We start from the raw sequence: 20882 nt of genomic DNA on the forward strand, positions 1-20882 counted from the left end.
AGGATACAGATTATGTCTCTCTGCTTTTTATCTGATGTTAGCTTCCCAGAGTTTGCGAGGCACTGGCAACCATTTGCACAATACCATCATAGATAAACTGAATAGCCAGTGCTGCCAGAATCACTCCCAGGAATCGACGCAGAATCTCGTCACCCGTTCGTCCGATCAGCACTTTCACAAAACCGGACAGCAGCATCAGTACCAGTGTCAGCACGGTAATGGTGAGAATTGCCAGAATCACCGAAATTTCTTCTGTCACATTATTCACATCGGAAAACATCAGAATTGCCAGAGTCAGGGAGCCTGGCCCTGCTGTCAGAGGGATGGACATCGGGAACACCGAAATATCTTTTTTCTCGGTGGTAACCTGATACTCCTGATCCTGAGTGATCATATTAAATGCGGTGTAAAACAGCAGCAGGCCACCAGATATTCTGAGTGCTTCAATGCTGATACCCAGTTTGGCCAGAAATGCCTCGCCAAAGTTACCAAAAATAATCAGTAACACTGTCGTAATCAGCATGGCTTTAATAGCCATTACTCTTCTGTGGCGTTTATCTCCGACAGGTACCAGAGAGTGGAAAATAATTGCTGCGCCAATAGGATCAATGATCACAAACAATCCTGTCAGAGCATTCAGATAAACAAGTAAGTCCATGTTTATACTCAGGAAAAATAATTAATTGTCTGAAAAAAGCATTGATTCGAGAGGCCGGATCAACGGGAAAGAAAGCCGGTTAAACCAGACTGGTAAATCAAACCATCAGGCAGAATGTATCAGGTCTTTGTGTATCCAACCCACCGGAGCAGCGCACTCTAACAGAGTTATCTTGAATTTTGAATGCCTGTATTTATGAATAATTCAATACAACGCTGTTCAGTTTGCAGGACCGGTCGTCAGAGATGATCGGTCACTGCTTGTTTCTCTGTCAGTGTGTATTCGGGAAAACAAGCTTATACATCTCCCTGTTAAATGAAGACTTATAATCTGTAACAAGTATAGTGTATTTAACATGGTGATAAGGCTTTTCCCCTAAGGGTTCCTCATTGACTGGATACAGTGCAAACATATAGGGCCGGATGTACGGGTTTTCAGCTAAACGATCGGAGTTATCTGAGGGTATCTGATAATCTGTTTGCTGCCATGTTATGCCTGGATAACTTGTTCCTTCTCGCTCTGCCGGAATAAAAAGAATTTCTTTCTTAAATACATGTCTGGCATCCTGGGTTGGATCCCGTTTTTTTAGCTCAGCTATTCTTGATTCATAAAGAGGATGAAACAGAGCTGTGCGCCGCTCAATTTCTGCTTTTTCTGCAGCCTCTGTACCCGATAATACATCGTATACTTTGACGAAGGGTGAGAGAATAGCGGCTAATAACACTGCTGCAGCCGTAGTGAGTCCATCAGACATATCATGCTTCCTTTCTGGATATGGCGGGTGCGTCGTTATCTGAGCATACTGTTCAAACTGAGCTATGACCAGATCATATTAAGTGGTAAAAAGATGAAAGTTGCTCGTTCAGAGTGTTTGTCTTAATAACATGTGCCAGTTGCTCACTCCATCACCATCTGTTTTACTCTGTGTTTAATACGAACGTATGATTTTTTTGGTGGCCATTATGAGTATCGAACATCATTCTATTTCGGTACATTTTGTTCAGACACTGGTCAGAGCTATGGAACAGTCGGATATTGACGCCCGGCAGGCAATGCTGGATGCCGGGATGAACCCGGAACTGTTGCAGTTACCCCAGTTAAGAGTGACGCCCGAGCAGTTCAGTCGTCTGATTCTGTTAGCCTGGCAGAGAATGGATGATGAATTTCTGGGGCTGGGTAGCAGGCCTTGTCGTTATGGTGTTTTCTCGTTGATGGCTCGTCAGGCCATTAACTGTAAAAGCCTGAAGTCAGCGTTATATCATATTACCCGGTTCTATAATCTGATCGCGGATGCTTTGACATTGTCACTGGAAGTACATGGTGAGGATGCTTATTTTGATATGCGCCTGACTTCTCCGGAACAGGATATGGATCATGCGTTATGTGAGCTGTTAATGATGTTGTGGCATCGTTTTCCCAGCTGGCTGATAGGCCAGAAAATTCAGCTGAAGGAGATCTGGTTCACTTACCCGGAGCCAGAGCATAGTAGCGAATACCGCTTAATTTATCCTTGTCCGATCCGCTATAACCAACCAGTTAATCGCCTGGTGCTGGATCGTAAATATCTTCAGGCACCTGTGGTGCAGACTAAACAAACCTTACTGGCTTATCTGCAGAGCAGCCCGCTGAATTGGTTCAAACGTCAGGCATATTACCCGGTGTTTACCCGTAAGGTGGTTCGTTGTCTTGAAAAAGATGAAGGCTTTGTATCATTGAATATGGAGCAGATTGCTGCTGAGCTGAATGTGACTTCCCGTACTTTGCGACGTAAATTAACGGAAGAAAAAACCAGTTTTCAGCAATTAAAAGACGGAATACGCCGGGATGCAGCCATTCACTATCTGAGTCAGCCGGGAATTCCTGTAGCGGAAATTTCCCGACGACTGGGGTTTTCAGAGCCTGCAGCGTTTACCCGAGCGTTCAAACAATGGACAGGCGTTCCTCCGGCGGTTTATCGCCAGTCGTGATTTTATGACTGGTTAGCCTGTCACAGTGTTTTTATCCGACGGGTTAACTGAAGCCAGGCTGGCTCTGGTAAATCGCCATATCCCTGATGTATCCGTTGTTTTTTCCAGAAAACCATCGTCTCTCAGATAATGCAGATGCGCCAGACACTCTCCGCAAGCCAGTACTGTCTCAAAAGGAGATAATGCTCTGGGGTACAGTACTTTTACCAGATCCAGCACGCTGTAATCCTGATTTTGCTCGCCGTTCAATGCCTGATGATCCAGAGCGGTTCGGAGCTGTTGCAACGATTTATGATGATCTTTTTCCAGTTGATTTAATCGCTCATGCAGACCATAAAAAGGCATTTCATGGGCGGGGAGAATCAGTATATCAGCAGGCAGCGATTTCAGACGTTGCAATGAATTCAGCCAGTGTTGCAGAGGATTACCTTCCGGATCATCACTGCGAACACTGACATTTGAGCTGATACCAGGCAGTACCTGATCACCGGAAATCAGAATACCTGCTTGTTGGCAGTAGAGGCTGGCATGAGCGATACAATGTCCTTCTGCCACAATAACTTGCCAGCTGTAATCTCCTATTGTCAGGTGGTCGCCATCCTGCATAAAGAAAATAGGTGCTGTCAGTTCAGAGAACATGTGGCCCAGCTGACTGCCCATCTGGCTCAGGCTGTTCGCTTCTTTTTCAGGAATATTACTGGCCGTCAGCATTGCCAGATAACTGCTTTGCAGCGTTTGAGTATCCGTTTGCAGGTTCAGATGTTTCAGTTCACCTTCTGTTATATACAGAGGTGCGTTCCAGCGCTGACACAGTTGCCCGCCTGCAGACATGTGATCAACATGTGCATGGGTGGCGATGATACGTTTTACTGGTAAATCGGCAAAGTACTCTTGCTCCAGTGTCTGCCAGAGTGTCTGGCTTTCGTCATTGGCCAGACCACAGTCAATCAGCGTCCAGCCATCCTCTTCTTTCAGCAGATACAGATTGATATGGTCCAGCTTAAATGGCAGTGGCATACGCAACCAGAAAATGCCGGGTGCGATGCAGATCAGCTCACCTGGTAAAGGCACCTTAAAATGTGCTGTAGTAATCTGCCCTTCAGCTATTTCTGCCGATCGCTCTTGCATGGCATTTTCGGTCATATTTCGCTCTTTATTTTCTGGCGATGATAAGGTGTCTGATGTCATCGGGTCGCCCTTAGCCTTTGTAGTCGCCGTTTATCATGATTATTCTGATTGGCTGGTTTTAAATAATGTTGTTTAACTATCTGTTTTAAAATAAAAAATAATTTTTTCGGATATAAAGGGCTTAGCTTTTGGCTCTTTTATGAGCGCAGCATAACGATGCCTGACCCTGTTTTACGATTAGTTTGTCAGACCGGGTAGTCAGGAAAAATAATAAAATCAGAAAATAATTGATCTATTCGGACATTTTTGAAATGGGTGGAAAAAAATAAACAGGCTGTACTGATTCAGGGGGACTGATCTGAAAAGATAAAAAAACACTGTGGCAGTCATTATTATCAATGCGCGAGGCTGTTGATGAGAGCAAGTGTTATCTGGCGTTTGATCAGCGCCAGGATCTGCTTTCCAGAATAGCGATAGCCTATCGGGCCGCAAGCATATAGGGTTGCATAACATGCAATATTGTACAGGCAGAAAAAGCTTCCGGGCCTTATTCAGCACAGAAGCTTTTCTTATATGGTTACAGTCCGTCTGTTGTTATCAGGTGCGGAAGCTGCTGACCTTACTTTGCAGTTCAGTGGTTTGTTGCATCATATGCTGGCAGGCATCAACGGTGGCACAGGCACCCTGTGCCGTATCACTGGCAGACTGATGAATACCGTGCAGCGTCTGTTCAATCTGATTTGATACCATGGTCTGTGCTTCACTGGCTGAAGCAATCTGACAATTAAAATCTGCAATCTGATCGATCAGCTGAGAAATATGTTCCAGGGTATCAGAGACTGCAGAGGAGTTCTTGACGGTTTGCAGTGCTTTTTTCTGACTCAGATTCATTGCCTGTACAGCACTGCTTACTCCTTCCTGCAGACGCATAATCATCTGCTCTATTTCCGAGGCAGAGTTCTGGGTACGTTGAGCCAGTGTCCGCACTTCGTCGGCTACTACCGCAAAGCCTCGTCCCTGTTCTCCTGCCCTGGCAGCTTCAATCGCAGCGTTCAAAGCCAGCAGGTTGGTTTGCTCGGCGACACCTTTGATGACATCCAGTACCTGAGTAATATTGTCGCTGTCTTTTTCCAGCTGATTGACCACACTAACCGATTCCTCGATCTCGGCATTAAGCTGGTTAATGTCACTCAGGGTACTCTGAACTTTTTGTTGCCCCAGGCTACTTTGCTGACCCACTTCTCTGGATTGTTGGGATGCGGTCTGGGTTTGTCCGGCGATTTCCTGAGCGCTGTTGACCATCTCATTAAAAGAGTTAACGATCTGCTCAATCTGGCGATGCTGTTCATCTGCTGAACGTCGGCTATTAGCCGCAATCTGGCTGACGGTTTGTGCCTGACCGGCAACAGACCCGGCAGTCTGATTGACAGTGCTGAGCAGTGAGCGCATTCGGCGGGTCATACTGTTGAACTCTTCTGCAAATTGCCCCAGTTCATCACGGCTGGATAATTCTACTTTGCAAGTCAGATCGCCCTCTGCCACTTGTTCTGTTGCGGTCAGAATTTCCTCCAGCCCCTGACGTACCGATACATTAAAGCCAAGCATCAGATAGTTGGTAATAAAGATAGTTGCCAGTACGCCAATCAGTACCAGATAAAAATACTGATTCTGTTCATCAAAACGGTCCTGAAGATTCTGTTCAACGAAGCCGATAGCCTGATGGATAAACTGATAGGCGGCATTATGGGCCGCAGACTCCTGTTTAAAATAAGCCTGCCAGTCATGGTCTAGGTTTTCTTCCAGCAAGAGGTCATTTTCATAGCGGGCAGTGGCCTTTTCTATCTGTTCTGGCAAAGCACTTAAAGTCTGAATCAGAATAGGGTCATACATCGTACGGGAAGACAGAATAGGAGAGGCGATACTGTTCAGGTTTTCCTGATCACTGATCAGTTCATCCAACAGGCGGTTCATCGCACCGATCATGGATGAGTTGATACTGTTGTTGCGTATCACCAGGGTAGAATAACCTCTGAGTTGCCCCTGATGCTTCAGTACCGGTTCCATCTGATCCAGAATTAGCTTCATCAACTGAAAGTTGGCTTTACTGCTATCCCTGGATAAACCGGATTGCTGACTGAGTTCCCGAATCAGATTCCAGCTACCCGCAACCAGCTGGTGGTACTTATTAAATACAATATTGATGCTGGTACTCTGGAAAGAGTGCTCGGTATTAACCAGAGATCTGAGTTGCTGAATGCTCTGTAAAGCCTGGCTATGATCTGTTTTTTTATCCGGTGCCTGGCTCAGTTGATCCAGCAGCTGCAGGTAGCGTTGTTTCTGAGGCTTTATCTGCGCCTGCAAAATTTGTTCGTTTCCCTGAATGAATTGCATGTCTCTGATATCTGCAGCAGCAACAGTCAGCTGAATGCTGGTGCGCAGTGTCTGAATGCCTTGCAGAGCACGCCGGGTATCATTCTGTTGTGCTGACAGACTTGCCAGCTGAATCCAGGCCAGCCAGAGCAATGGCAGGAGAAACAGCACATTGATCAGGACAAACTTGTAGAAATAGCTCATCCGATTCATCAGCCCTATAGCTGGTGAAAGTAAGATACTGAACATACGAAAGCCCTGTAATTGTTTTTGGAGTTCAGGGGATAGCTGACAACCTGGTCAGGGTTTCAGCATCATTTCTGGTGTTAATCCAGGGTGGGGGAGCCCGTGATTTACCACGTCATTTTTGCGACTTTAGTCTTGCCGGATTTGATCCTGCCTGCAATTGCAAAGCCAGTCATATCATTAACATATTCGGACAATAAACCTGGCCATACAGGCCTGAATTGTCAGGTGGACAGAGAAGAATGCTCTGTTGAGGTGAGTCGGTAAAGTAAGAAAAGGCCGGAGAACATAGCTCCGGCAGAGCAATATCCGTTGTGATGATATCTGGTCAGTTCAGTACACCTTCCAGTCTGAGTAGCTTTTCTTTTTGCTCAATACCACCAGCATAGCCTGTGAGTTTGCCGTTTTTACCGATCACTCTGTGGCAGGGGACAATGATGGATATCGGGTTTTTGCCATTGGCCAGCCCTACGGCCCGAACCGCTTTAGGATTACCGATTGCATCGGCCAGTTGCTGATAACTCCAGGTTTCACCATAAGGAATAGCACAAAGCGCCTGCCAGACTTTTTGTTGGAAGAGAGTGCCTTGTGCTGCGATGGGAACTGTGAATTGAAGGCGTTCCCCGGTGAAGTACTCACGACACTGCTGAATCGCTGTCATCAGATGAGGGTGGTCATCCTTTTTTTCCCCTAAATCATCCGGTTGTGTGGTATGAATCGGAAGCCATAGCCCGGTCAGCCCCTGATCCGTTGTTTGCAGAGTAAGGCATCCCAGAGGGCTGTCGTACCGGGTGTAATATCTGGTTTCAGCAGATGATGTGTGTTTTTTACTGACTGTAGTCGAAGCGTTCATCTTCCGGGATTCCTTATTCGTCGCAATATCGGTCTTATTATGGGATTGGCTGGTCTGATCGTTATAATACTGCCAGCATTGAAAAGTCGCGTAGCTTCCCCAGGGAGAGACAGGTGCTGAATCCCATTCCGGCAGGGATTGCATCACTTTTTTGATGATCAGGTCACCTTCCAGAAAGTGATCCGGTTCGGATAATCCCCGGATACAGGCATATTGTATGGTCCAGGGGCCAATGCCTTTTATTTCTTGCCAGTGCCGGGGGTGTTTATCCGGATATTCCTGTATATAGCGCGCGAAGCGCTTCAGGGTATCTTTGCGGCTCTGGGGCATCTTCAGGCAGGACAGATCATCCCTGATAATCCATTCTGGTTCAGGAAAGCGCAGTAAACAGTCCTGCCAGATGGTATCTGTATGATGCATTGTGGCGGTAGGGTTATAGCGCTGATTCAGTGTGTGCGTCAGATTGTTCAGATGGGTGATGGCGGCTTTAACGGAAACCTGCTGTCCCAGAATGGCCCTGATGCCCGCTTCCCAGCTACTCCATACCCCCGGAATTCGAATGCCGGATGTCAGCTTACTGGCCAGAGCCGTATGCTGTAAATGTTGCTCAATGGTGGTCAGATCAGAGTCCAGATCAAACATCCGGCGAATGGTCTGTAGCATAGGATTCAGTTGCTGAAGGCTGCTAATGGCAAAGGTAATCTGCAATCGATCCGTCTGAGTTTGTTGCGCCAGAAACCAGCCGGGCTGACCATCCAGGATAAAGGCGCGCTGATAGCTATTTTTCGTGACTTTTTCCAGGCCATTGATGGCTCTTAGTTGATAAAAACTTAACAGATGCTGCCAGTTAAAAGGCGGCCGCAGATGCAGTTCCAGCTGGTGCTGTATCAGGCTATTATCCGGACGGGCTACAGAGTGGGATATATCCGCTGTTTTTCGGGTGCTGTCTTTTATCCGGCCTTTGCGGATACTGCTGGGCGTCAGCTGAAGAATTTTCTGACAGGCATCGTTAAAACGACGAACGCTATTGAATCCCGATGCCAGAGCAATATCAGCAATCGCCATATCACTGTGGTGCAATAACTGTTTAGCAAACATCAGCTGCTGATACTGAGCGTACTGTTTAGGGGATATCCCCAGTTGTTGATTAAACAGTTGTCTCAGATAGCGATCACTGATCCCCAGGCGCTCGGCCAGTTCTGGCAAACTGTGCTCCTGAAGTTCACCGTGTTCAATCATTTTCATTGCCCGACGAAACGTGGTCTCGGTGCCCAGCCAGGCCCATGATCCCGGCGCACTGTCAGGACGACAGCGAAGACAAGGGCGATAGCCTGCTGTCAGTGCCTGACTGGAGTGAGCGTAATATTCGACATTCTCTTCTTTGGGTGGTATAGCCGGGCAGATTGGACGACAGAAAATTCCGGTGGTTCTGACCGCGATAAAAAACAGACCGTCAAAACGGGCATCTCTGGCCAGCCGTGCTTTACGGCACTCGTCTGCATTCAGTGTTATCCCGATAATGTCCCGACTTGTTGTCATTATTATCGGAGTATTCTGACTGATGACGGTTTTATTCATCTCTGGTCTCATTTATCCATTGGATTCAAGTAATAAGTGCAGTCCTGTTTAGTCTATGACGTTTCTGGTTAAGCTCCAGCCATTTTCGGAACTGAGGGCTGATAAGTATTATGGTCTTATCATGATTGTCAGGCCTGAGACTTAAGCCATTGGCTGAATTGTTTAATATCATCACGTTGCCAGTGATGTTCGGGGGCAACCAGGTAGTGGCCGTATTTCAGGGCGATCGGATCAAAAGGTAAACGGATTAACGCGGTGTCAGCTGGCGTCAGTAAATTCTCCCAGACCAGAGCAATACCCTGCTGGCAGCGAGCGGCTTCCAGGACCATCTGAAGATGACTGAAATGATAGTGAGGCTGGTCTGAAGCCATGGTCAGATTATTGCGACTGAACCAGTCCTGCCAGCTCAGACCTCCGGGAGCATCTTCCTCTCCGGCCTGGTAATGTAATAAAGGTATCTCTCCCTTCTCAAGTCGCTGTCGAAGGGATAAAGCATCAGATTGATTACTGCTGTCTTCAGAAGGAGAGATAAGCCTGTGATGGCATACCGCGACCATAGATTCTGCCATCAGAAATTCGCTGCGCAGGCCCACAGCCTGACCATCTCCGAAATGTAGATGTAAGTCGGTATCCTGCTGGTTGAAATCAGTCAGAGCATCACGGGCTAACAGTTTCAATTCAGTGTCCGGGGCTATCTGGTAAAAGCTATTCAGTCTCGGAATCAGCCAGCTCTGTGCCAGACTAGGAGTAACCGCCAGTGTCAGTGTTGTTTTCTGACTCTGTTGCCTGGCTTTTTTCAGTCCGGTATCCACCTGCTGCATAGCCTGTCGAGCATATCGTGCCAGCTCTCGCCCGGCCTGTGTCAGCTCTACACCCTGAGAATGACGCACAAATAACGCATAACCCAGCTGTTGTTCCAGTTGTTTCATTTGATGACTGACGGCGCTGGGACTGATATGCAGCTGTTCCGCTGCCCGGCTGAAACTGAGTTCATGGGCTACAATGGCCAGGGTGCGTATTGCAGTCAGGGAGATATGATCAGGCATAGGTGAATTCTATGGTGTGAGATTTTCTCAATGCAGGGTCAATATATATCGCTTACTTTCAAATTTATTTCATATCACAATGTCATGCAATGAATGATTACCAGAGTAAAAGGGGTTGCCCCTGAGCTGTGATGAAAGAGGAGAGTGTGATGGCAGAATATAATGCGGTAGTACAGTGGCAGAGAGGCGATCAGGTATTTACTGACAACCGCTATAGTCGGGGACATGAGTGGCAGTTTGATGGCGGTGTAACGGTTCCTGCTTCATCCTCTCCTCATATTGTCCCTTTACCTTATTCTGTAGAACAGAATGTTGATCCTGAAGAAGCGTTTGTTGCAGCCCTATCCAGCTGTCATATGCTGTTTTTTCTCAGTTATGCTGCACAGGCTGGGTTTTGTGTCGATCAGTATACAGATATGGCTATTGGTACTATGGGGGCTGATAATACAGGGAAAACAGTGATGACCAGTGTAGTGCTTAAGCCTGATGTTCAGTTTGTGGGTAAGCAGCCGGATATGTCGCAGCTACGAGCATTGCATGATAAAGCTCATCATAGTTGTTTTTTAGCGAATTCGGTGAATTTCCCGGTAGAAACAGAGCTTAGTTCAGAATAATAAAGTGAGATAGAGCCAAATAATAGCAATGAGATAAAATAGCTCAACGGTTATGCCGCTGCCGGGGTAGAAACCAGAATACAGCGGTTACGATTGAACCGCTGTATTCGGTAACGATCAGAGCAATTACTGAGACAGGCTCACACGGAAATCCGGTGCATTCTTTGGATGATTTTCCTGAGTGAACACTGAACGATCATGTTTCAGTGCCAGTACTTCAAAGAAAGGCTTGAAACGCTCTTCTGAGATCTCAAATGCCTGCATGAATTTACCGAACATCGCCTGCTCTTCTGGCTCTGCCTGACCGTCAGACAGAGAAGAATCGATCAGGTTAGTCAGAATGCACATTTTCTGAGCATCAGACAGTAAAGGTGCTGCTTCCGCCAGGAACTGGTCAACACTGTTTTTGCTCATGTAGCGCTGAGCTGAATCCAGCAGAGCACGGTTATTGGCACCTACACCAATAGAGCCGCCGCTTTTTTCACCGCCCAGTACTGCCAGCAGCTGACCAATTTCTTCGTTATCAAACTCACCGTCTGCGGCAATCATGTAAAGCAGTGACGTTGCAAATGCCAGATGAGGAGTCATCTCATCGCCACTGTCACCTTTAAACATATCAAACAGACCCATGCTGTATTCTCCCGATTGATTAATCTGATTCAGATATTTTTTAAACCAGATCAATAGTCTGTAGCTTAATCAGAAAGTTCCCATTCAAATGATAAATTTTTCATATTTGTTTTAAATATTGTCCGGGGGGCTTTCCCAGAGCTTGGCGGAACATGGCAACAAACGCACTGGTGCTGCGATAACCCAGTTCCAGAGCAATGTGGGTAACACTTTCTTTCTGATTCAGTCGACGTACTGCTTCCTGCAGCAAAAGCTGTCGACGCCACTGGCTGAAGTTCATTCCGGTCTCTTTAATAAACAGGCGGCTCAGAGTGCGCTCGCTGGTGCTGGCCTGATCAGCCCAGAAAGCCAGAGGGGGTTCTGCGTCAGGTCGTTTAATCATCATCTGCATCACCTTCTGCAGGCGTTTATCGCGGGCAAAGGGCAGATGAAGCTGAGAAGGTTGTAGCTGTGTCAGTTCATCCAGTATGACAGCGCAGACCCGGCTGGCAGGGCTGTCTGGCTGATACTCCCGGCCAAAATCAGCCACTCTGAGTATCAGTTCTTTCAGCAGGGTATGCATTTCCAGCACGCTGCATTGATCCGGAAAATCCTGTAAATGGGATGGATCAATAAACAGGTGACGAATCTCTGCGGTGATTTCAGCGTTAACGGAATGTCGGATATTGCCCGGAATCCAAACGGCCTGAGTCGGTGGTACTATCCAGATACCATCATCTGTATAAATTTTCAGAATCCCCTCGCTGGCATAGGCCAGCTGACCTCTGGGGTGGGAGTGATAACTGATTTCCAGATTTGCAGGCATAGTATCCTGCATGCCAATCACCGGACGCAAAGGATCAATGACTTGCCCTGCTGTGGAACGTATACGTTTGCCTGATGAGATCTGTTTCTGAATATGGGCTTCTGAGGCACGGCCGCTGATTCTGGTGTCTGTCATGATAAGTGCCTTCCTGGCCTGAATAACGTACCGCTGATTTTATATTCCGGCTTTAAGAGGATGGGATAAAATACTTTTGTCCATTATTCGATATCAGATGTCAGTTTGTCGAATAATGAAATACAGCTGATCTGGCAGAATAGCCCGAAGTATCTTCTGAAATAAGGACAGACAAATGTATACCCTGATCGATTCTGCTAAAGCCTGTCTGAACCGATCGAGAGTGCTGGTAGTGGTACTGACTATGGTCGCTTTCGGACTGGTCTTTGCCACACCTCTTGATCAGTTTCTGAATACCCATCAATTAAAAGTCTGTTTTTTAATCCTGACTACGCTGATCTTTTTTGCAACAGGCGTATTACCTGAATTTATTACGGCATTACTGTTTATGCTGATGGCGGTTCTGTTCGGACTGGCTTCACCTGAAGTGGTTTTCTCCGGTTTCAGTTCAAATGCTGTCTGGCTGATTTTCTCAGGGCTGGTGCTGGGGATTGCGATTAATGAAACCGGATTAGCGCGCCGGATTGCAGGCAGAATGTCAGAGCGTCTGAATGGCAGTTATCTGCAGCTGATCGCCGGTATCGTTATCCTGGCAACGCTGCTGGGGTTTGTGATGCCGTCGTCTATGGGGCGGGTCTTACTCTTTGTACCAATTGCTATGGCGCTGGCTGATCGTTGTGGTTTTAACCCCGGAAGTAATGGTCACACCGGTATTGCGCTGGCCGCTGCTTTTGGCAGTCATGTGCCTACCTTTGCTGTTTTGCCCGCTAATGTGCCGAATATGGTCTTTCTGGGGGCGGTAGAAACTTTGTACCAATGGGCACCCGGATATGGCGAGTATCTGGTGCTGCACTTTCCTGTACTGGGTATGCTCAAAGGCGCTGCCATTATTATGCTGATTGTCTGGTTGTTTCCTGATCAGCCCGGAGTGGCGACCGCATCGCAGACGAAAGAGGAGCAGTCCGCTGATTCTGGCGCTATCACCGCTGATCAGAAAAAGCTGCTTACGATCATGCTGATAACACTGGGACTTTGGGTAACCGATGCCTGGCATCATATTCCTGCTGCATGGATCGGTTTATCCGCTGCTATCTTTCTGTTAATCCCAGGTGTCGGGCTGGTTAGTCAGAAAAGCTTTAACAGCAAGATGAATCTGGGATCGATTCTTTTCGTTGTCGGTATTATGGCACTGGGGTCCGTAATTAATAGTAGTGGCATTGGCCAGTTCCTGGGAGGGCAGCTTAATACATGGTTGCCATTGCAACAGGGCCAGAATGCTCTGAACTTTATTCTGTTGTCTATGACATCTTTTGTTGCCGGGGTATTGACGACTCTGCCTGGTGTACCAGCAGTGATGACTCCGTTTGCTGAACAGATGAGTCAGAGTTCCGGTTTATCTTTGCAATCTGTTCTGATGACTCAGGTGTTAGGTTTCTCAACCATTCTGTTTCCTTATCAGTCTGCACCGCTCATTCTGGCGATGCAGTTGGCCGGAGTACCGGTTCAGCAGGCCGCGCGTTTCTGTCTGTTATTGCTGCCGCTGACGCTTCTGGTTCTCTTCCCTCTGAATTATATCTGGTGGTCAGTGCTGGGTTGGTTTGGCTGAAGCGATCAGTAAACCAACCAGAAAACGGTTGATATTAAGGTGCAAATTTCAGGTAGGAGGTGTGGTTAGCAAGTATGTAAATCTGCTTGTTATTAAAATAAATGTTATGTTATAACATTTATTTGATTCAGGTAGGAGCAGAACGTGTTTGGTCTAAACATCTGGCAGCGTTTTTTGGTAGTGATTTGCTTATGGAGCACCATCGGTGGATTACTTTACTGGGCAATGTCTATATGACTCTGCAGACACATGACCAGGCTCCGGATTTTGTGCGGGATCAGAATAATCAGGTATTGATTCACTGCCATAATCTGACATTGGGTTATGACCGCCACCCGGTCATTCATCACTTTGAAGCGAAAATATCATCAGGTCAGATGCTCGCTATTGTGGGGGGCAATGGCACCGGAAAATCAACCCTGTTGAAAGCCATTATGGGTCAACTGAAACCTTTAGAGGGATCTGTTGATTATCCGGGGATTAATATCAAGGCCATTGCTTACTTACCTCAAATCGCTCAGCTGGATCGTAGCTTCCCTATTACGGTGCAAGAAATGGTGTCGTCGGGCCTTTGGTTGCGTACCGGAGCATTTCGTTCGCTTCGTACCCTGTTTACCCGCCAATCTGTGAAAGAAGTACTGAAAAAAACAGGGCTGCAAGGGTTTGAACAAAGAACATTGCAGGCTCTGTCAGGTGGTCAGCTACAACGAGTGCTGTTTGCCAGGATGCTATTACAGAATGCGGATCTGATTCTGTTGGATGAGCCTTTTACGGGTGTTGATCATGCTACTACGCAACATTTGCTGACGATTTTGCATGACTTGAATTGTCAGGGCAAAACGATTCTGGCCGTTCTGCATGATCCAGCTCTGGTCAAAGAGCACTTTCCACAAACTTTGTTACTGCAAAGAGGTCCTGAACCCTGTTGTCAGGCGGTGATAGGGCAGAGTGAGTGGGTTCTGGATCACTATCTGATGAAAAAAGCAGATATACAGCTGCCATTACCGGATGAGACAGCACAGGTGTGTCAGCAAACATCTGCTGCCTATGTTATTTCAGAGCCGGTAACAGAGGGAAATACCCCGGAGCAGCAAACTCAGGAGGTGAAAAATGCCTGAGTGGGTTGTACTGAATTTGCTGACAGAGCCATTTGCAGAGTTCTCTTTTATGCGCAGAGCGCTGGCCGGTTGCTTAATTCTGAGCCTGTCGGCGGCACCGGTCGGTGTCTTTCTGATGCTGAGACGGATGAGCCTGATTGGCGACGCTATGGCCCATGCCATTCTTCCAGGCGCTGCTATCGGTTTTATGATGGCCGGGCTATCCGTGGGGGCTATGACTGTGGGAGGGTTGCTGGCGGGATGTCTGGTGGCTGTGCTGTCAGGGTTGGTAGCCAGAGCGACGGTGACCGGCGAGGACTCCAGTATGGCAGCATTTTATCTGATCTCGCTGGCGCTGGGGGTGCTCATTATCTCTGTCAACGGCAGTAACGTGGATCTGTTGCATGTGCTATTTGGCTCAACACTGGCACTGAATGACGCCGCATTGCAGCTACTGGCTATTATCGCCGCTTGTACAGTTTTTGTTTTGCTGGTTTTGTATCGTCCTCTGGTGATGGAATGTGTTGATCCGGAGTTTTTTCGTTCAGTCAGTGGGTTAAGTGCGCTGGCTCACTTCAGTTTTCTGGGGCTGGTAGTGTTGAATCTGGTCGCTGGCTTTCATGCACTGGGTACCATGATGGCCGTTGGGCTAATGATTCTTCCGGGAGCAGCTGCGCGTTTCTGGGGCAAGCGACTGGAAAGTCTGTTGTTGTTATCGGTTACTCTGGCCGCTCTGGCCAGTCTGGCAGGGCTATTGGCTTCCTATTATGTTAACTGGCCTACCAGTCCTCTGATTATTTTATCCCTTGGCGGCTTTTATCTGCTGTCTTTGCTGTTGGGCAAAGAGGGGGGATTAATTTTTCGTTTTATCTCACTCAAACATCTGGAGAATTAGGTATGTCTGGAAAGGCTGGTATGTTTTCTCTGAGCCAGGGGGCTGCCTGCTGGCGAGCCGGAAAAGTGGCTCTTGCAGGCTTTGGATTATTATTCAGTCTGTCGGCAGGGGCGGCTGATAAAGTCAGGGTTGTTGCAACGTTTAGTGTTCTGGGTGATTTAGTTCGGGAAATTGGTGGTGATAACGTTGATCTGGCTACTCTGGTTGGAGCGAATAGTGATGCCCACGTATTTCAGCCCAGCCCGCGTGATGCTGGTGCTGTTTCCAAAGCAGATCTGGTGATACTCAATGGCCTGGGTTTTGAAGGCTGGATTGAGCGCTTGCTGGAGTCTGCTCACTATAAAGGGGCTCAGGTTGTTGCCACTTCTGGTATCCGGGCTTTGAAGTCCGGAGAAGCCGGTCATCAGGATGAACATGACGACCACCACGATGATCACGCTTCAGAGCATAAAGATCATGATGACCACCACGATGATCATGCTTCAGAGCATAAAGATCATGCCGACCACCACGGGCATCATCATGGGGAATGGGACCCTCATGCCTGGCATGATATTGATAATGTCGTGGTCTATGTGAAAAATATTGCTAATGGATTAAGTGAAGCCGATCCGGCAAATAAGGCGGAGTATCAGAAAAATGCTCAGGCTTATATCAAGGAGCTGGAGCAGCTGGAGCATGAGATTGAGCATCTGTTTGATGAGATTCCTGAGCAGCAGCGCAAAGTGATTACGCCACACGATGCTTTTGGCTATTTTGCTCATGCCTGGCATATCGAGTTTATTGCACCTCAGGGGAATAGCACTGAATCTGAAGCGGCAGCAGGTGATGTCGCGAAAATTATCCGTCAGATTCGTGAACACCAGATTCGTGCTGTATTTATTGAGAATGTCAGTGATAGCCGTCTGATTGAACAGATCAGTCGGGAGACCGGAGCGGTTATCGGCGGTTCTTTGTATTCGGACGCTTTATCTGCCAGTAATGGTCCTGCCGGAACTTATCTTAAAATGATGCGTCACAACGCTCATACGCTTGCGGATGCTCTGAATCAGACCGACTAAGTTATATTTTAATTAAAACAACGTTAGTATCCGTATAAAGCCGTTCTTTTACGCGACAGCAGATAGAAGAACGGCTTTATTGAATCTATACCGACTTACCGTGAATAACATTATCCCGGAGCTGTTTGGATAAGCAGAGTCCGGTCGGGGACTAAAACGTGAGTTATTTCAGTCGCATATCTAAACTACTGGTCTGCTTAACAGGATTGATTTGTACTGCGGTACAGGCCCATCCGCACAATTGGATTGATCTTAAAACGGAACTGGATATTGATGATCAGTTAAGGCTTACCGGGATTCATATGCGCTGGCAGTTTGATCCTTATTACTCGATTACTGTACTGTCTGAGTTTCAGCAAAATGGTAAATCCCCAGAACAGCAGTTGCATGAACTGGGTGAGTTAATGGTGACTAATCTGGGGAATGAGGGATACTACAGTAAACTCCTGTTGAATAATTCACCTTTGCCGCTTCCGGTTCCTGATAACTGGGCTTTAACAGCAGAGGCCGCTCAGTTGACGCTTTCGATGGATTTTACTCTACAAAAACCTGTCCCCATTAAAGGGTTGCCATTAAGCCTGTCTACTTATGATCCGACCTACTATGTTTCCATGAATTACAGCAGTAGCCATGATCTGATTTTATCACCAGAGGTAAGCAGTTTCTGCCAATGGGAACTGATCTTACCAAAGCCGACGCAAGAGATGGTGGAATATGCCGCAAGACTGGATCAGACGGTTAAAGACTCTGAAGGGCTGGGCGTGTTATTCGCTGAAAAAATGGAGTTATCATGCCAACGTTAATGGTCAGGGTTTCAGCTATGAAGCAGACTCTGTTTTCACTTAAAGGGCTCGTCTGGCTATTCCTGCTCAGTTTGCTTGCTGTTTTGCTCTATAGTTTTTTTTATAGTGAGCAGCTGATCTTTTATGTGATTCAGACCCAGCAAAAGATGCACAGAGAACTGGCGGTTTTACTACAACAGGTTAAACAGAACCCTGATGAGTATGGGCCGGCTCTGATTGCGGTCAGCTTCCTGTATGGGATTTTTCATGCTGCTGGCCCCGGGCATGGCAAAGCGATTATCGCAACCTATATGGGAACCCAGGTAGCCTCTCTGAAAAAAGGCATTCAGTTTTCTTTTATGGCGGCCTTTTTGCAGGCTGCCGTAGCGGTACTTCTGGTTACGGCTCTGGTACGCTTGCTTGATTTATCCATGCGTCAGAGTCAATGGATAGGTTCGCAGTTTGAAGCCGTCAGTTACTTGCTGGTGGTACTGATGGGTGCTCTGATATGTGTACGGCAGCTGCGTCAGTTCCGACAAATGAAAAAGTCTTCACCAGATGATGATGGTAGCAGGTCTGCAGAAAGCTTATCTTCAGAACAAAAAGTGGCTGCTGATAATAAAAAGGCTTTGAATATGCTGTCAAAGCCGGTATCAATCAAGCCTGTTTCATCAATGGTATCTGTACAAAAAACAGATTCAGCTGAGAAGCTGTTGCAGATAAAGCAGATTAAGTTTTCCGGAGCTGGATCAGGTAAGCCCGGAGCAGGAGTGCTGACGTCGAGCCACCAATTACAGGCCGATGGCAACTGTAGCTGCGGCCATAAACATATGCCTCTGCCTGATGAAGTTAAAAACAGTAACTGGAAAGAATCCGCAGGCATTATTTTTTCTATGGGGCTAAGACCTTGTACAGGCGCTTTATTAGTGCTTATGCTGGCTAATGCACTGGGGCTTTACTGGTATGGCGTGGCTTCTTCTTTGTTGATGGCGCTGGGAACCGCGATTACAGTATCTTCCATTGCATTTCTGAGTGTATCGGTCAGACGTTACGCCGGGCAACTGATGCAGCTTTATCAAAAAGGAGACAGCAGACCTAACTGGATTGCTATACTGGGCATAGCAGGTGGTCTGGCTTTGATTATTCTGGGAGGCGGTTTACTCTGGAGTTTTGTGCAGTTCAGTCAGCAGGTTCGGCCTTTCTGATCAGAAGAATTGTGAAGCAGAGCAAAAGGACTGAGAGGCGCTTTCAGTCCTTTTGACTTTTCATTAATCGGAATGATTGTCTGTTTCCTGTAAGTCGACATTACTTTCCTGACACGCTTTACATAGCCCGTGTAATTCCAGCTGTTTACGTACCAGAATAAAACCAGATTGCTCTATACCATTATTTAACTCATTCAGTGTTTGTTTGCCTATGCTGAGTTCGCGCACAGCATTGCATTTGTCGCATATCAGAAATTGAGGTGGTTCATGCAGATGGTCGCAGCAGATATGACGACAAGCCATAAACTGGTTGGTGGTTTCCAGTTTATGAACGAAGTCGTTTTCCAGCAGGAACGTCAGAATTCTATAAGCGCTCATTGCAGGAAGGTTTTCACTGAAGGATTCTTTAAACAGGTCTACAACGTCATAGGCTGATAAAGGGCGATCATTCTGTAGAAGAACACGCAGTACTTTCTCCCGCTTTGGCGTCAGTCGTACTCCATTTTGTGTACAGGAAGTGCGCGCTGCGGTAATCGTCTCATCAATACCTGGTTTGTCTGTCATTATTGTGCCTTAACTTTTTTATCCGGAGAGTGTCCCTGAGCATTTGCTGCTGAGTGTCCGGATATATGGTTATCACGGTCTGCATCATATTCTTTATTATCACTATGACTATGCCAGTCAGAAAAGTGCCGCAATAGCCATAGACCTGGTAATGCTATCACTGTGCAGAGAATAAAGAACTCTGTCCAGCCCATTATTTCTGCCAGATAACCACTGGGGGCAGAAATCAAAGTGCGGGGTATGCCCATCAGACTGGTCAGCAGGGCGTACTGAGTTGCGGTGAAACGCTTATCTGTAAGTGCTGCCATAAAGGCCATATAGGCTGCAGTGCCCATACCTGCGGTGAGGTTTTCAAAGCCAATAACCGCTGCCAGCATATTGAGGTTGTATCCCACTTCTGCCAGAACCGCGAAACCTGCAGTGCTGACCATCTGCAATATACCGAATAACCATAATGAACGATAGATACCCAATTTTAGTATCAGTGCTCCACCGAGAAATGCGCCAATCAGCGTAGCCCAGAAACCAAAAATTTTGACTGTGACACCAATTTCGCTGCTGGAGAAACCCAGATCAACATAAAATGGGCTGGTCATAGCGCTGGCCAGCGTATCTCCGAGTTTATACAAAAGAATAAACAGCAGGATTGTCCAGGCCGAATCCCTGCTGAAATATTCTCTGAAAGGAAGTACAACAGCATCTTTTAATGAACGGGGGACATTTTCCGGAGCAGGAGGTTCTGGTGCCAGTAGTGATGTGGTAATGCCAATACCCATGCAAAGACCCATGAGCATAAACACTGCGGCAAAACCGATGCTATCGGCAAGTATCAGGCCTCCACCGGAAGCCAGCAACATACCGGTGCGATAACCGTATACATAAAGACTGGATCCCATGCCCAGTTCGTTCTCGCACAGGTGCTCTCTGCGGTAAGCATCTATGACAATATCCTGACTGGCACTGAAAAATGTCACCAGTAAAGCCAGTAGTGCAATTAGCCAGGGAGAAGAAATTGGATCAGCAAGACCAATCGCTGCAATAGAACAACCCAGAAGAACCTGAATCGTAATGAGCCACCCTCTGCGTCTCCCCAGAAAGGGAAGGCTGAACCGATCCAGAAAAGGTGCCCATATAAATTTAAGAGTGTAGGGCAGTCCTACTAAAGCCATCAGACCGATAACTGAAAGGTCTACGCCTTCCTGACGCATCCAGACCTGAAGAACAGAGATAGTTAATAGTAGTGGTAAGCCACTGGAAAACCCCATTATGAAAGTAATCAGCATGCGAATGTTAAAACACAGACTGATCCAGTATCGAATAGTGTCCTGAGAAATCAAAAGAAAGTACCGGGCTATTAATGAGTTGCTGAGCTAAGTGTACAACTGGATGATCTATGACAGCAGCAGAATTTTAACGCTTTGTGTACTGGTTAAAGTTTATTGATATTAATGACAGGAAAAGGCATTCAGGTCTGATTGAGTGACAGGCGATCAGTTCTCAAAAGTATGATGCTGATAATAATGGCATAAAGCTTTACTTTGATATTATCGCGCTAACCCTCTGATTTCCCTGCTTTTGCTGCTCGTTTCAGGGCTGCTGTAACTTTTTTACAAAAAATGCACTTATTTTCGCTCAGGGGGTT

General features: G+C 47.0%; 18 protein-coding genes. 8 read left to right on the forward strand and 10 right to left on the reverse strand.

Going from position 1 to position 20882, the window contains the following annotated elements:
- Nucleotides 1-37: 37 nt before the first annotated feature.
- Nucleotides 38-658, reverse strand: coding sequence for a MarC family protein (locus H4O21_RS11240; protein ID WP_182808962.1), 621 nt, complete (start codon nt 656-658; stop codon nt 38-40).
- A 271-nt stretch (nt 659-929) separates the two neighbouring features.
- A complete protein-coding gene (locus tag H4O21_RS11245; protein WP_182808963.1) occupies nt 930-1412 on the reverse strand; it encodes a hypothetical protein in 483 nt (160 codons plus the stop codon).
- A gap of 208 nt (nt 1413-1620) precedes the next feature.
- Between H4O21_RS11245 and H4O21_RS11250 the strand changes: the two genes are divergently transcribed.
- Nucleotides 1621-2625, forward strand: coding sequence for an AraC family transcriptional regulator (locus tag H4O21_RS11250; protein ID WP_182808964.1), 1005 nt, complete (start codon nt 1621-1623; stop codon nt 2623-2625).
- A 12-nt stretch (nt 2626-2637) separates the two neighbouring features.
- On the opposite strand, the gene H4O21_RS11255 is transcribed toward H4O21_RS11250, so the two are convergent.
- The 4 genes from H4O21_RS11255 to H4O21_RS11275 all read right to left on the reverse strand — a co-directional run bounded on the left by H4O21_RS11255 (nt 2638) and on the right by H4O21_RS11275 (nt 9846).
- Nucleotides 2638-3813 (reverse strand): MBL fold metallo-hydrolase, encoded by a 1176-nt coding sequence (locus tag H4O21_RS11255; protein ID WP_182808965.1) that lies wholly within the window; start codon nt 3811-3813, stop codon nt 2638-2640.
- Nucleotides 3814-4350: 537 nt separating this feature from the next.
- On the reverse strand, nt 4351-6372 hold the full coding sequence (locus tag H4O21_RS11260; protein ID WP_182808966.1) for a methyl-accepting chemotaxis protein: 2022 nt from the start codon (nt 6370-6372) through the stop codon (nt 4351-4353).
- A 325-nt stretch (nt 6373-6697) separates the two neighbouring features.
- The gene (locus H4O21_RS11270) at nt 6698-8800 is read right to left on the reverse strand and encodes a methylated-DNA--[protein]-cysteine S-methyltransferase (protein WP_305082228.1); all 2103 of its coding nucleotides are present in this window, start codon (nt 8798-8800) and stop codon (nt 6698-6700) included.
- Nucleotides 8801-8928: 128 nt separating this feature from the next.
- A complete protein-coding gene (locus tag H4O21_RS11275; protein WP_182808967.1) occupies nt 8929-9846 on the reverse strand; it encodes a LysR family transcriptional regulator in 918 nt (305 codons plus the stop codon).
- 149 nt (nt 9847-9995) lie between these two features.
- Here H4O21_RS11275 and H4O21_RS11280 point away from each other — a divergent pair, with 149 nt between their 5' ends.
- Nucleotides 9996-10460, forward strand: coding sequence for an OsmC family protein (locus H4O21_RS11280; RefSeq protein WP_182808968.1), 465 nt, complete (start codon nt 9996-9998; stop codon nt 10458-10460).
- A gap of 126 nt (nt 10461-10586) precedes the next feature.
- Here the strand turns inward: H4O21_RS11280 and H4O21_RS11285 are convergent, their stop codons facing one another.
- Together H4O21_RS11285 and H4O21_RS11290 are read right to left on the reverse strand one after the other, a co-directional pair.
- The gene (locus tag H4O21_RS11285) at nt 10587-11090 is read right to left on the reverse strand and encodes a tellurite resistance TerB family protein (protein WP_182808969.1); all 504 of its coding nucleotides are present in this window, start codon (nt 11088-11090) and stop codon (nt 10587-10589) included.
- A gap of 100 nt (nt 11091-11190) precedes the next feature.
- Nucleotides 11191-12030 carry an AraC family transcriptional regulator gene (locus tag H4O21_RS11290; protein ID WP_182808970.1) on the reverse strand — a complete coding sequence of 280 codons (840 nt, stop codon included), beginning with the start codon at nt 12028-12030 and terminating at the stop codon, nt 11191-11193.
- A 175-nt stretch (nt 12031-12205) separates the two neighbouring features.
- On the opposite strand from H4O21_RS11290, the gene H4O21_RS11295 reads away from it, so the two are divergent.
- The 6 genes from H4O21_RS11295 (at nt 12206) to H4O21_RS11320 (ending at nt 18676) form a co-directional block, all read left to right on the forward strand.
- The gene (locus tag H4O21_RS11295) at nt 12206-13636 is read left to right on the forward strand and encodes an SLC13 family permease (protein WP_182808971.1); all 1431 of its coding nucleotides are present in this window, start codon (nt 12206-12208) and stop codon (nt 13634-13636) included.
- A gap of 233 nt (nt 13637-13869) precedes the next feature.
- The gene (locus H4O21_RS11300; protein WP_220495625.1) at nt 13870-14754 is read left to right on the forward strand and encodes a metal ABC transporter ATP-binding protein; all 885 of its coding nucleotides are present in this window, start codon (nt 13870-13872) and stop codon (nt 14752-14754) included.
- Nucleotides 14747-15628 (forward strand): metal ABC transporter permease, encoded by an 882-nt coding sequence (locus tag H4O21_RS11305; RefSeq protein ID WP_182808972.1) that lies wholly within the window; start codon nt 14747-14749, stop codon nt 15626-15628. The genes H4O21_RS11300 and H4O21_RS11305 overlap by 8 nt, the downstream gene beginning before the upstream one ends.
- Before the next feature lie 2 nt (nt 15629-15630).
- On the forward strand, nt 15631-16689 hold the full coding sequence (locus tag H4O21_RS11310; RefSeq protein WP_220495626.1) for a metal ABC transporter solute-binding protein, Zn/Mn family: 1059 nt from the start codon (nt 15631-15633) through the stop codon (nt 16687-16689).
- A gap of 158 nt (nt 16690-16847) precedes the next feature.
- On the forward strand, nt 16848-17492 hold the full coding sequence (locus H4O21_RS11315; RefSeq protein ID WP_182808973.1) for a DUF1007 family protein: 645 nt from the start codon (nt 16848-16850) through the stop codon (nt 17490-17492).
- On the forward strand, nt 17480-18676 hold the full coding sequence (locus tag H4O21_RS11320) for a nickel/cobalt transporter (protein ID WP_182808974.1): 1197 nt from the start codon (nt 17480-17482) through the stop codon (nt 18674-18676). Before H4O21_RS11315 ends, H4O21_RS11320 begins: the two co-directional genes overlap by 13 nt.
- A 63-nt stretch (nt 18677-18739) precedes the next feature.
- On the opposite strand, the gene H4O21_RS11325 is transcribed toward H4O21_RS11320, so the two are convergent.
- Nucleotides 18740-19240, reverse strand: coding sequence for a transcriptional repressor (locus H4O21_RS11325; protein WP_182808975.1), 501 nt, complete (start codon nt 19238-19240; stop codon nt 18740-18742).
- Nucleotides 19240-20577, reverse strand: coding sequence for an AmpG family muropeptide MFS transporter (locus tag H4O21_RS11330; RefSeq protein ID WP_255487268.1), 1338 nt, complete (start codon nt 20575-20577; stop codon nt 19240-19242). The genes H4O21_RS11325 and H4O21_RS11330 overlap by 1 nt, the downstream gene beginning before the upstream one ends.
- Between the last annotated feature and the right edge of the window lie 305 nt (nt 20578-20882).

The organism is Oceanospirillum sediminis, from assembly GCF_014164585.1.
Taxonomy (GTDB): Bacteria; Pseudomonadota; Gammaproteobacteria; order Pseudomonadales; family Halomonadaceae; genus Oceanospirillum; species Oceanospirillum sediminis.